General features: G+C 72.2%; 9 protein-coding genes. 3 read left to right on the forward strand and 6 right to left on the reverse strand.

The genetic code is table 11. The annotated features are described in order from the left end of the window. Nucleotides 1–125: 125 nt before the first annotated feature. Complete coding sequence (locus tag U5640_RS21000) at nucleotides 126–4,238, forward strand: hypothetical protein (RefSeq protein ID WP_340377306.1); 4,113 nt, start codon at nucleotides 126–128, stop codon at nucleotides 4,236–4,238. On the opposite strand, the gene U5640_RS21005 is transcribed toward U5640_RS21000, so the two are convergent. The 3 genes from U5640_RS21005 to U5640_RS21015 are packed head-to-tail and all read right to left on the reverse strand — an operon-like array spanning nucleotide 4,231 to nucleotide 5,880. Further along, nucleotides 4,231–4,884: a DUF5063 domain-containing protein gene (locus U5640_RS21005; RefSeq protein ID WP_340377307.1), complete on the reverse strand. Its 654-nt coding sequence runs from the start codon at nucleotides 4,882–4,884 to the stop codon at nucleotides 4,231–4,233. The two genes, U5640_RS21000 and U5640_RS21005, sit on opposite strands and share 8 nt — an antisense overlap. Continuing rightward, a complete protein-coding gene (gene recR / locus U5640_RS21010; protein ID WP_340377308.1) occupies nucleotides 4,877–5,476 on the reverse strand; it encodes a recombination mediator RecR in 600 nt (199 codons plus the stop codon). The genes U5640_RS21005 and recR overlap by 8 nt, the downstream gene beginning before the upstream one ends. Nucleotides 5,477–5,535: 59 nt before the next feature. Beyond that, nucleotides 5,536–5,880, reverse strand: coding sequence for a YbaB/EbfC family nucleoid-associated protein (locus U5640_RS21015; protein WP_055633067.1), 345 nt, complete (start codon nucleotides 5,878–5,880; stop codon nucleotides 5,536–5,538). Nucleotides 5,881–6,111: 231 nt separating this feature from the next. Between U5640_RS21015 and U5640_RS21020 the strand changes: the two genes are divergently transcribed. Beyond that, complete coding sequence (locus U5640_RS21020; RefSeq protein ID WP_340377309.1) at nucleotides 6,112–6,855, forward strand: SLATT domain-containing protein; 744 nt, start codon at nucleotides 6,112–6,114, stop codon at nucleotides 6,853–6,855. Nucleotides 6,856–6,969: 114 nt separating this feature from the next. On the opposite strand, the gene U5640_RS21025 is transcribed toward U5640_RS21020, so the two are convergent. From U5640_RS21025 to U5640_RS21035, 3 genes are all read right to left on the reverse strand, one after another. Continuing rightward, the gene (locus U5640_RS21025) at nucleotides 6,970–8,898 is read right to left on the reverse strand and encodes a protein kinase (protein ID WP_340377310.1); all 1,929 of its coding nucleotides are present in this window, start codon (nucleotides 8,896–8,898) and stop codon (nucleotides 6,970–6,972) included. Nucleotides 8,899–8,976: 78 nt separating this feature from the next. Next, nucleotides 8,977–9,450, reverse strand: a complete 474-nt coding sequence (locus U5640_RS21030; protein WP_340377311.1) for a helix-turn-helix domain-containing protein — start codon at nucleotides 9,448–9,450, stop codon at nucleotides 8,977–8,979. After that, nucleotides 9,447–10,058: a DJ-1/PfpI family protein gene (locus U5640_RS21035; protein ID WP_340377312.1), complete on the reverse strand. Its 612-nt coding sequence runs from the start codon at nucleotides 10,056–10,058 to the stop codon at nucleotides 9,447–9,449. The genes U5640_RS21030 and U5640_RS21035 overlap by 4 nt, the downstream gene beginning before the upstream one ends. 143 nt (nucleotides 10,059–10,201) lie before the next feature. Between U5640_RS21035 and U5640_RS21040 the strand changes: the two genes are divergently transcribed. Continuing rightward, the gene (locus U5640_RS21040; protein WP_340377313.1) at nucleotides 10,202–11,557 is read left to right on the forward strand and encodes an aspartate aminotransferase family protein; all 1,356 of its coding nucleotides are present in this window, start codon (nucleotides 10,202–10,204) and stop codon (nucleotides 11,555–11,557) included. Nucleotides 11,558–11,687 lie beyond the last annotated feature (130 nt).

The raw sequence follows: 11,687 nt of genomic DNA on the forward strand, positions 1-11,687 counted from the left end.
CCACGATCCCGTCCGCGACCCGCGCACACGAGGGAGCGCACTCCCGAACCGATGGTGCAGCCCGCTCCACCACGAGGGGCGGGTAGCTTGGGTGGTCGTTTCGGGGACGAGGGGGCACGGGAGCGATGGCGGAGTGGCGGACCCAGGTGGCCAGGTCCCGGGTGTGGGAATTGATCAGCCCGGACGCCCGGGACCGGGGCAAGGGCCTTCAGGACGAGGCACCGGAGCTGGCCGACCGGCTGGCCGCGTCGTACGCCGAGAGCCGTCGGTCGGCACTGCGGGACGACCCCTGGCACGACGAACGGCTCGCCTCCCGGACGGCCACCCGGACCAACCTCCTGATCCACCAGCTGTGGAACGGCCGTGAGGGCTTCCTCTCCCCCGCCGAGGCGGCACTGATCGCCCTGCTGCCCTTCCTCCACCAGGCCCACCGGTCGGCCACCGCTGCCGAACTGGCCCGGGTGGACCCCACGGATCTGCGCCACCGCAGTGCGCCGGACGCCGACCGGCGGGCCTATGAACTGGCCCTCGGATCGCATGAACGGCTCGTCCGCCGGGCCGAGTTGGGCGGCCTGGACGACCGCCCGGACGGCCGCCGGGAGATCGGCTGGTGGCTGTTCCACCAGTGGACGAGGACGCGCCGGTGCACTCCGCCCGTGCGACCGGCGGACCTCGACACGGTGGCTGTCCTCCTCGAACCGGAGCTGCTGGCACGGCTGTTGTCCTGCGCGTCGGCGCGCCCCTCGGACCTCTTCGACCCGGCCCTCGCCGGACACCTCCCCACGGAACCCTTCCCCCTCGACTTCCACGGGCGGGACTTCCAGTCCGTCCGGGAACGTCTCGTCGGTCCGCTGTTCGCCGTGGCCCACGCGATGGCCGTGGAGGTCACGGACCTGCCCTCGGTGATCGTGCGGCACGTGGGCATCCCGGAGGCGCTGGACACCGCAAGGCTGCGGTCCACGGTCGACAGCGCCAAATGGCTGTTCGGGCAGGACGACCTCGGGCTCAAGGCCACGTGCGACCACCCGGCCGTGGTGGCGGCCCTGAGCGAGCACACCCAGCGGCTGGAGTCGCTGCTGCGGGCGGTCCGGGGATCGGGCGCACCCGAACTCGCCGCGCTCCCGCTCCACACCCGCGCCGAGGGCGTGCACGAGGTGGACGGCCGGGGCGAGCGGGTCCGGGTGGACAGGCTGGTGCGCTTCCGGCTGGACGAGGAGCGGGTCCAGGAACTCCTCATGGGCGAGAACCTCTACCGCGACCGTTCCCTCGCCATCCGGGAGCTGTACCAGAACGCCCTGGACGCCTGCCGCTACCGCAGGGCGCGCTCCCTCGCCGCCGACGAGTTCAGCGGGTACCGGGGGAAGATCGAGTTCCGGCAGGGCTACGACGAGGCGGAAGGCCGCCACTACCTCGAATGCCGCGACAACGGCGTCGGCATGGACGAACACACCCTCTCCGAGGTCTTCGCCCAGGCGGGCGTGCGCTTCACCGACCTGCCCCGCTACCGGGAGGAACAGCAGGAGTGGCGGCGGCGGGGGGTGACCATGTACCCCAACAGCCGTTTCGGGATCGGCGTGCTGAGCTACTTCATGCTGGCGGACGAGGTCCGGGTGACGACGTGTCACATGGATCCCCGGGACGGCCGTCCGCACGAACTGACGGTGCTCATCACGGGCCCCGGCCACTACTTCCGGGTACGGCCCACCGACGCGTCGGGGACGATCGGCACGACGGTACGGCTGTACCTGCGCGACGGCGACAGGGCCCCGTCCTGCGTGCGGGAGTTGCGCAGGCTGCTGGGCATCGCCGAGTTCACCACGACGGCAGTGCACGGCTCACGGTCGGTGGAGTGGAAGCCGGGGGTGCTGCGACCGCGCGAGGACCTGACCAGCAACCGCGACGGCTACGAGGCACACGGCCTCACCGCGTCCTGGTCCGACGGCCCGCAGGGGGTGGACGGACAGGTGGTCTGGTGCGAGCACGGCGGTGGGGTGCTGGTCGACGGGATCCACACGGAGACGCGCGTACGGAACGGAATCCTGAGCGACGGGAAGGGCGCGGGCCGGTTGCGGGGCGCCGTGGTGAACCTGGCCGGCGCGACGCGGCCACGGCGGCTGTCGGTCGACCGGACGGAGATCCTGGACGACGTCGGGGCGGACGTGGAGCGGCTGATCAGGGCGGCGCTGCCGGCCCTGCTGACGACGGAGCCGTCGCTGCTGACCCACAACTGGCTGTCCTCCGTGGCGGACCACAGTCCACGGCTGGCCGACCTCGTGACGGAGGCGGGCGGGGCGGCGGGGTGCGTGGTGGACCTGGAGGGGGTCGCGTCGGAGATGGGGGTGGCGGGGTACTTTCCGCATGACGTCCACATCCTGAGCGGGAGGGATCTCGGGGACTCGAGCACGCGCCTTCCCGTGGACATGGGGGGCCCGGCCGACGATGTCACCCGGCTGTGGCGGCTGCTCGCCCACCGACCCCACCCCATGCTCACCGCACTGGCCGAGCTGGTACCCGAGCTGAACGAGGTCGAGCACGTGCTGCCCGCACTGCCGTCCGACGTCCGGATCCGGTCCTCCCGGGCGACGCCCTGGCACGCGCTGTCGCTCGCCGAGACGTGCGGCGGCTCCTACGCTTCGGTCGTCCGCCGCATGACCGAGTTGGTGCTGCCGACTCCGCCGGCTCCGAAGGGCGAGCCCGTCGTCGACGACATCAATCTCATGCTGCTGAGCCCCCTCGAAAAGGCCGTGCCGCCGGGCCATCTGCTCCGGGCCCACTTCGAGTTCGGCATCGGCGTGAAGGAGGCGGCACAACGCCTGGAGGTCTTCGGTTTCGTCACCCCGGACCTCCATCCGTCCGTGGACGACGCCGACGAAGAAGTACTGCGCCTGCTCAGTGACGACCTGAACGGTACGGGCTCCTGGCTCACCCCCGCCGAAACCGTGCCGCCGGGACATCTCGTCAGGGCACACCTCCGACTCGGTATCGCCGTCGACACAGCCGCGATGTGGCTGCGGAGATTCGGTCTCACCGTCCTGGACGTGCCGACCACGGGCGCTCCCCCCGCGGACAGGCTGCGTCTGCTCAGCAACGGTCCGGACAGCGATCGGCTCCTGGCTCCCGCGATGCCTGTGCCCGTCCGGCATGTGCTCGCAGTCGCCGCCGAGTGGAACCGGCCGGTGCCGGAGATCGCGCGGGAACTGCGCGCACACGGCTTCCACATCGAGGCTCGTCCGGTTCTCGAACAGGTCACGGACGACGTCCTCGCCAAGAGCAAGGAATGGGGCTGGAACCGGCACGACTGGGAAAGGCTGTGCGGTGAGGAGATCGTTCCACCGGGGCTGTTGGTCCACGCCGCGCTGCGGCGGGGCGAGTCCCTGGCCGATACGGCACGGCTCGTCAGCTCGCTCGGTCTCACCCCACCCACGCCGCTGCCCGACCGCGCGGAGGACACGGACATCAGAGCGCTGACAGGCTCTGTCGCGTCCGGACGCCGATGGATCGGGGCGGGCAGCCGGGTCTCGCCGCTTCACGTGGCCGAAGTAGCCCTTGAGACCGGACTGTCACCCGCTGCGGTGGCGGACCGACTCCGCGCGTACGGACTGCTGCCGCCGGACGCGCCCTTCCCGGCGGAGGCCGATCCGAACGACGCGATCCTCCTTCGGCCCAGCCAGGACTGGGTCGGCAACCCGCGGCCCCTCCAGGCTGTGATGCAGGCGTCCCGTCAGCTCGACATGCCTCGCGGTGCCGTCCTGCACCGTATGAGGCAATACGGAGTGGCGGTCAAGGGCGAGGTGTCTGCCGAAGCGCTGGACTCCGTAAATCACCACCTCTTGGAACGATGCGCGCCCCGGCGGGCGGGTCGGCGCAGATTCGAGGATCCGTTGCCGCTGCACCGCCTCGTGGACGCTGCGGTCGGCCTGGAGATGGAATGGCCGGAAGCCGTACGGCAGATCCAGTCTCTGGGCTTCGCGATCCGCGGCGACCACACCACCGCGCTCGATGCCGTCGACCTGGACCTCTGTCTGCTGCGGCAGCTGGATCCGGAACGAGGCTTCAGAGTCGGCCGTGGCATCCAGTACTACCTCCGCATCACGGAGTCCCACCCCGGCCCGGTCGCCGACCTGGTCCCCCGTCTGGAACGCCTCGGCGTCGACCTCGACGCGGTCAGGCAGGCCGTACGGACCGCTCTCCCCAAGGTTCCCGGGCTGGTGATGCGCGCGGCGGCGGACGCTACCTGACCCGGCCCAGCTGCTCGCCTATCTCGACCTCCATCACCTTGCCCGCCTCGAACTCCAGGGTGTCGTCGCCCATCCCCTGGTCGGTGTCCAGGCCGTCCAGCTCCTCGAGGGGCTGGTCCAGGCGGATGTGGGCGAGGACGGAGTGCAGCGCGCGCAGCGTGGCGGAGGCGGTGGAGCCCCAGTTGGAGAAGTAGGAGAACTGCCACCACCACAGGGCCTCGGAGGTGCGGCCGGCCCGGTAGTGGGCCATGCCGTGGCGCAGGTCGGTGATGACGTCGGCGAGGTCGTCGGAGATCCGGGCCGGGACGGGCGCCTTGCGGGGCTCGTAGGGGTCGAAGACCTCGGAGTACACGTCGACCGGGTCGAGCAGCCGGGCGAGGTTCTCGCGGAGTTCGTCCACGTCCGCGTCCGGGCCCGTGTCGGGCTCGTAGCGCTCGTCGGGGACGATGTCCTCGTGGGCGCCGAGGCGGCCGCCCGCGAGGAGCAGCTGGGAGACCTCCAGGAGGAGGAAGGGGACGGCTGAGCCCGGCTCGTCGCCCTTGGCCACCTCCGTGACGGCCACCAGGAAGCTCTCCACCTGGTCCGCGATCTGGACCGCGAAGTCGTCCGGGTTCCGGTCGGTCGCGTGCAGCGTGGCGTCAGACATCTAGGAGTCGTCTCCCCTCGAAGGCGCGGCCGAGGGTGACCTCGTCCGCGTATTCCAGGTCGCCACCCACCGGGAGGCCGCTGGCCAGGCGGGTGACCTTCAGGCCCATGGGCTTGATCATGCGGGCGAGGTACGTGGCCGTCGCCTCGCCCTCGAGGTTGGGGTCGGTCGCGAGGATCAGTTCCGTGACCGCGCCGTCCGCGAGACGGGCCAGCAGCTCCCTGATGCGCAGGTCGTCGGGGCCGACGCCCTCGATCGGGCTGATCGCTCCGCCCAGGACGTGGTAGCGGCCGCGGAACTCACGGGTCCGCTCGATCGCCACGACGTCCTTGGGTTCCTCCACGACACAGATGACGGACACGTCGCGGCGGGTGTCGCGGCAGATGCCGCACAGCTCCTCCTGCGCCACGTTCCCGCAGGTCGCGCAGAAGCGGACCTTCGCCTTGACCTCCATCAGGGCCTGCGCGAGGCGCCGTACGTCCGTCGGTTCCGCCTGGAGGATGTGGAAGGCGATCCGCTGCGCGCTCTTGGGACCGACGCCGGGCAGCCGCCCCAGCTCGTCGATGAGGTCCTGGACCACGCCTTCGTACAACGGACTGCCGTCCTTCCTGGGTTCCTTGCAGTACGTACGGTAGTTGGCCGGGGCCCGTCTTAGAAAGGCAGGCCGGGAATGCCGCTGCCGCCGCCGAGGCCCTGGGCCAGCGGGCCGAGCTTCTGCTGCTGGAGCGTCTGGGCGTTCTGGTTGGCCGCCTGCACGGCCGCGACGATCAGATCGGCGAGGGTCTCGGTGTCCTCGGGGTCGACGGCCTTGGGGTCGATCCTCAGGGCGCGCAGCTCGCCGGAGCCGGTTACCGTCGCCTTGACCAGACCGCCGCCCGCCTGCCCGTCGACCTCGGTGTTCGCGAGCTCCTCCTGGGCACGGGCCAGGTCCTGCTGCATCTTCTGGGCCTGCTGGAGCAGCTGCTGCATATTCGGCTGGCCACCACCGGGAATCACGATCAGCTCCTGTCTGCGTTTTCCTGTCTGGCACGAGCCTACGTGCTCGATGAGCGCATCGCCCCGCCACTCTTTCGAGTGAGTCCCGGTAGCGTCCTATACCTGATCAAGGCCCACTTCCGGGCGGAAAAGCGACCAAAGCGTCGCCTTCGCCACCCATTGGGAGGTAGGAAGGGTCCGGCACATCAGCATCAGACGTTACGCGGAGTCACTGAGTCATTAGGGAGTGCCGTGGGTCAGCCGGAGATGCAGCCCGAGGGTCCGCCTCAGGACGGGTGGGGCGAGGGTGCGGCCGGGCTGCGGCCGGGCGATCTGACCGGGCGGGTGTTTCCGCTCGGGGACTGGGGCGAGCCGGCGGAGCGGCTGGAGGAGCTGTACCGGTGGGTGGAGCGGGGGGCGCTCCAGACGGCGACCTGGTACCTCTCGGACCGGGTGTGGAAGCGGCGCGGGGCGCGGGTGCTGCGCGGCGGGGCGGCGACGGGGGCGGTCGCCGGGGCGGGGCTGCCGCTGCTGGACCTCACCGGGGTGATCGGCGGGGTGGCGCCGTGGGGCTATCTGGCCCTGCTGCTCGCGGTGTCCTGTGTGGCGGTCGACCGGTTCTTCGGGGTGACGTCCGGGTGGATAAGGGATGTGGCGACGGCGCAGGCGGTGCAGCGGCGGCTTCAGCTGCTCCAGTTCGACTGGGCGAGCGAGAGTGTGCGGGAGGTGCTGGGACCGGCGGAGGGGACGGCGAGCGAGGCCGCGGAGCGGTGTCTGGCGGTGCTGCGGCGCTTCTCGGAGGACGTGATGGAGCTGGTGCGGGCGGAGACGGCGGACTGGATGGTGGAGTTCCGCACCGGGTCCGCGCCGCTGGGGATCCAGTCGGCGGTGGTGTCCGGGGGCCGGCAGGATGCGGGGCCGCCGCGCTTTCCCCTGCCTCCCGGTGCCGGTTCCCGGCCGAACATGCCGCGGCAGCGCCCGCCCGAGCCGCGGTGAGCGTGCGCCGGAGTCGGCCGGGCGTGCTGCGGATGACGTCCCGGCCGTTCCCCCGGGTCGGACAGCGGCGTGGCACAAGGCGCTCGTACCGGACATGACGCGTGCGCCGCACGTTCACCGGCGGGTGTACGTCAGTTTCTCCCCGGTGTCGGCGTTGACGCGTTGCAGCCTGCCGTCGGCGAGCAGGGTGACCTCGGTGGCGGCGCCCGCGGTGCAGGAGGAACGGGGCCGCCCCGAGGTGACGGTGGACGGTCCGATCTGCAACGGGCCCTTCTCGGTGGGGCGTTCGGTCAGCTCGGCGGTGAACTCGCAGTGGTACGCGTCCCCGTCGGCGACGAGCGAGAGCACGGCGTCTCCCACCTTGCCCTGCTTGATGACGAGCCGGCGGGTGTTCTTGCCGGTCTCGTTGTCGATCGTGGTGGTCCAGGTGCCGAGGTAGCCGGCCGGGACCGCTCCGCCGTCCGTCGCGGAGGCGGACGGCGAGGGGGAGGACGAGGACGCGTTCGCGGAGGGGGTGGCGTCGGCCGGCCCGGTGGCCGCCGTACGGCTCGGTGACGGGCCGGCCTTCCCGTCCGAGGAGTCGTCACCGCCCAGCAGCCCGTACACCGACCCGCCGGCCGCGAGCGCGACCACCACCGCGACCGCCACCAGCAGCGCGGACGTCCGGCCACTGCGCCGCGACGGCTCCGGCTCGTCGTCGTGGGCGGGGTCGTGGCCGGGGCCGTGCGAGGGGCCGTAGGGCTCGTAGGAGGGGGGCGGGGTCGCACCCCCGGGCGCGGCGCCACCGTACGGCGAGGCGCCGTAGCCGGTGGCCCCGTACGCCGTGTTCCCGTACGCCGTGTTCCCGTACGCCGTGTCCGCGTACCCCGTGTCCCCGTAGCCGCCGTACCCGGCGTTCCCGTACCCCGTCTCCTGCCCGGTGTACGGGTTGTGCGGCGTCGGCCGGGCGGGGCCGGGACCGGACTGCGGGTGCTGCTGGGTGTGGCCGTACGCCGGGTGCGGTACGGCGGCCGGGGCGGGGGACGCCGTGGTGCCGGGGCCCGCGACCCGCGTCCGCGGCAGGGCGCCCGGCGCCCCGGGCCCGTCGGTGTAGCCCTGCCGTCCGCCGTGCTCCGGGCTCCCCTGCGGGTCCTCCGTCTCCAGCAGCCGTACGGCGTGCTGCCCGAGCTGGGCGACGAGCGCGCTCGGCAGCCAGGGGTCGCGGGAGTGGCCGTCGACGAGGGTGTCCCCGGTGCCGGTGCGCTCCAGGATCCAGGGCAGGGTGGGGCGGGCGGCGGGGTCCTTGCGCAGACAGGCGCGGACCAGGTCGGCGATGCCCTCGGGGACGCCGGAGAGGTCGGGTTCCTCCTCGGCGATGCGGAACATCAGGGCGTGGGCCCCGCCCTCGGTGCCGCCGAAGGGGAGGACGCCGGTGGCCGCGTAGGCGAGGACGGAGCCGAGGCAGAAGACGTCGCTCGCGGGGGTGATCGGCTCGCCGCGCACCTGTTCGGGGGCCATGAAGCCGGGTGAGCCGACGACCGCGCCGGTGCGGGTGAGACCGCTGTCGCTCACCGTCTCCAGGGCCCGTGCGACACCGAAGTCGATCACGCGGGGGCCCTCGATGGTGACCATGACGTTGGACGGCTTGAGGTCGCGGTGGACGATCCCGGCGGCGTGGATGTTGGTGAGCGCGTGGGCGAGACCGGCGGCGAGGATGCGCACCGAGCGCTCGGGGAGCGGGCCGTGGTCGTGGCCGACGACCTGCTGGAGGGTGGGGCCGGCGACATAGCCGGTGGCGACCCAGGGCACGGCGGCCTCGGTGTCGGCGTCGAGGACGGGCGCGGTCCAGAAGCCGCCGACCCGCTGCGCGTTGCGCACCTCCTGGCGGAACCGGGCCCGGAACTCCTCGCGCGCGGCGAGTTCCGGCTTGACCAGCTTCACCGCGACGGTCCGCCCGCGGTCGGAACGGGCCAGGTAGACCTGCCCCATGCCGCCCGCGCCCAGCCGCGCGAGCAGCCGGTAGCCACCGATGCGCTGCGGGTCCTGCGGGCCCAACTTCTCCATCGCAGCGCCACCTCTCGCCCACATGTCTGATCGAGCCGAGAATAAACCGGCCGTTCGGGCAGGCGTGTGGCGCGATGTCTACGGTTCCGTAACGAGGGGCGCGGTGCCCGGGTGCTCCAGGTCGTCCAGCACCTCGGCCAGCCGTTCCAGTACCCGCACGGCCTCGGCCAGCTCCGCCTCCCCGTAGGCCGCGGCGAGCCGGTCGGCGAAGGCGGCGTGCCCGGGGCCGATGCGGGCGACCGCCGCGAGCCCCTCGGGAGTGGGCGCGAGCAGCTTCGCCCGGCGGTGGGCGGGGTTGGGGCGGTATTCGGCCAGCCCCTCGCCCACCAGCAGATCGGCGATGCGCTGCACGCTCTGCCGGGTGATGCCCATGACCCGGGCGATACCGGACACCGGCAGCGGCTCCCGCTGCACCGCCCCCATCACCTGCCACCAGGCGGCGCTGATCCCGGCGGGCCGCGCCAGTTCCTCGGCGACCGAGAGGAACTGGCCGTTCAGCCGGAACACCCCGAGGGCGCTGCGGCTGAGCAGGTCCTGACGCTGGTGGCTCACCGGCCGGCCGTCGCCTTCTCCAGCACGGCGTAGGCCGACGGGTCGGAGTCGTGGAACAGCCGGTACCAGGCGTCGAGCACCTCCCCCTCGTACACGCCGAGGAGGCCGAGGACCTCCCGGGCGAAGGCGACGGGCTCGGTCGGTCCGGCGGTGATCAGGCCGCCGTCGGTCACGGCGTCGGCGTCGACGTACCGCCCGCCGCCGCCGTAGCCCGTGGCGGCCAGGTAGAAGGAGACGGCGCTCGTGTGGTCCCGGTCGTCGAGCAGGCCCACGCGGGCGAGTCCGGCGGTGGCCCCGCAGATCGCGGCGACGGGCGTACCGGCCGCGAGGAACTCCCGTGCCGTGCGGGCGAAGGGCGCGAGGTCCTCGGAGGTGTCCCAGAGGTCGGCGCCCGGCAGGATCAGCAGGCTGCTGTCCTCGGGCCGTACGGCGTCCAGGGCGAGGTCGGGCAGGACGCGCAGCCCCCCGATGCTGACCACCGGCTCGGTGGCGGACGCGCCGACGGTGCGGACCGGATATCCGTTCCGGGCGAGGTAGGCGGTGGCGAACCCCGTCTCCCAGTCGGCGAACGTGTCGTACACGGCGAGATGAACGGGCTTGAGGGTCATGACAACAGGCTGTCACTTGGACAGTAAGCTGTCAAACCCCGTGATGTCCGCCCGACGCCCGACAACCTGTCGTGGAATCCGCCCGCCGACGGAACAGAACGCCGGTACCGCCGCCGCCCACCCCCCTCCTACGCTCACCGGCCATGACCCCTCGGACCGACCCCCGGGCGGGCGCCGCCGTGAAGGCCGCGGACCGTGCGCACGTCTTCCACTCCTGGTCAGCACAGGAGCTCATCGACCCGCTCGCCGTGGCCGGCGCCGAGGGGTCGTACTTCTGGGACCACGACGGCAAGCGGTACCTCGACCTCACCAGCGGGCTCGTCTACGCCAACATCGGCTACCAGCACCCGAAGGTCGTCGCCGCGATCCAGGAGCAGGCCGCGCGGATGACCACCTTCGCGCCCGCCTTCGCCGTCGAGGCCCGTTCCGAGGCCGCCCGGCTGATCGCCGAGCGCACCCCCGGCGACCTGGACAAGATCTTCTTCACCAACGGCGGCGCGGACGCCGTCGAGCACGCCCTGCGCATGGCCCGGCTGCACACCGGCCGCCCGAAGGTCCTCTCCGCCTACCGCTCCTACCACGGCGGCACCCAGCAGGCGATCAACGTCACCGGCGACCCGCGCCGCTGGGCCTCCGACAGCGCCTCCGCCGGAGTGGTGCACTTCTGGGCGCCCTTCCTCTACCGCTCCCGCTTCTACGCCGAGACCGAGGAGCAGGAGTGCGCGCGGGCGCTGGAGCACCTGGAGACGACCATCGCCTTCGAGGGACCCGCCACCGTCGCCGCGGTCATCCTGGAAACCGTCCCCGGCACCGCCGGGATCATGGTGCCGCCGCCGGGCTACCTCGCCGGGGTCCGGGAGATCTGCGACAAGTACGGGATCGTCCTCGTCCTGGACGAGGTCATGGCCGGGTTCGGGCGCACCGGTGAGTGGTTCGCCGCCGACCTGTTCGGGGTCGTCCCCGACCTGATGACCTTCGCCAAGGGCGTGAACAGCGGCTATGTGCCGCTCGGCGGGGTGGCGATCTCCGGCGCGATCGCGGAGACGTTCGCCCGGCGGGCGTACCCGGGCGGGCTGACGTACTCCGGGCACCCGCTGGCCTGTGCCGCCGCCGTCGCCACCATCGGGGTGATGGCGCAGGAGGGGATCGTGGAGAACGCGCGGAACCTGGGCGCGTCCGTCGTCGGACCGGGACTGCGGGCGCTCGCCGAGCGGCACCCCAGCGTCGGCGACGTACGGGGTGTGGGCATGTTCTGGGCGCTGGAGCTGGTCAAGGACCGCGAGACCCGGGAACCGCTCGTCCCCTACAACGCGGCGGGCGAGGCGAACGCGGCGATGGCGGCCTTCGGCGCGGCCGCCAAGCAGGCCGGGGTGTGGCCCTTCGTGAACATGAACCGGACGCATTTCGTGCCCCCGCTCAATGCCTCGGAATCCGAGCTGAAGGAGGGCCTCGCGGCCCTTGACCAGGCCCTTTCGGTCGCCGACGAGTACACCGGGTAGGCACAGGGCCGGGACGGCGCACGCACGCTACGCGTGTAGGGGCTTGAAATCTTCGAACGCGTAAGGTGGCGTGCTCGTACATATCGACGAGCACGCCCCTTTCCCGTCCGTACGCCCCGAGGGAGACGCC

The organism is Streptomyces sp. SS7 (genome assembly GCF_037993025.1).
Classification (GTDB): domain Bacteria; phylum Actinomycetota; class Actinomycetes; order Streptomycetales; family Streptomycetaceae; genus Streptomyces.

What these genes read in the sequence shown, in the direction of transcription:
- U5640_RS21000 (WP_340377306.1), top strand. Translation starts at nt 126, where the DNA reads ATGGCGGAGTGGCGGACCCAGGTGGCCAGGTCCCGGGTGTGGGAATTG.
- U5640_RS21005 (WP_340377307.1), bottom strand. Translation starts at nt 4,884, where the DNA reads ATGTCTGACGCCACGCTGCACGCGACCGACCGGAACCCGGACGACTTC.
- U5640_RS21025 (WP_340377310.1), bottom strand. Translation starts at nt 8,898, where the DNA reads ATGGAGAAGTTGGGCCCGCAGGACCCGCAGCGCATCGGTGGCTACCGG.
- U5640_RS21035 (WP_340377312.1), bottom strand. Translation starts at nt 10,058, where the DNA reads ATGACCCTCAAGCCCGTTCATCTCGCCGTGTACGACACGTTCGCCGAC.
- U5640_RS21040 (WP_340377313.1), top strand. Translation starts at nt 10,202, where the DNA reads ATGACCCCTCGGACCGACCCCCGGGCGGGCGCCGCCGTGAAGGCCGCG.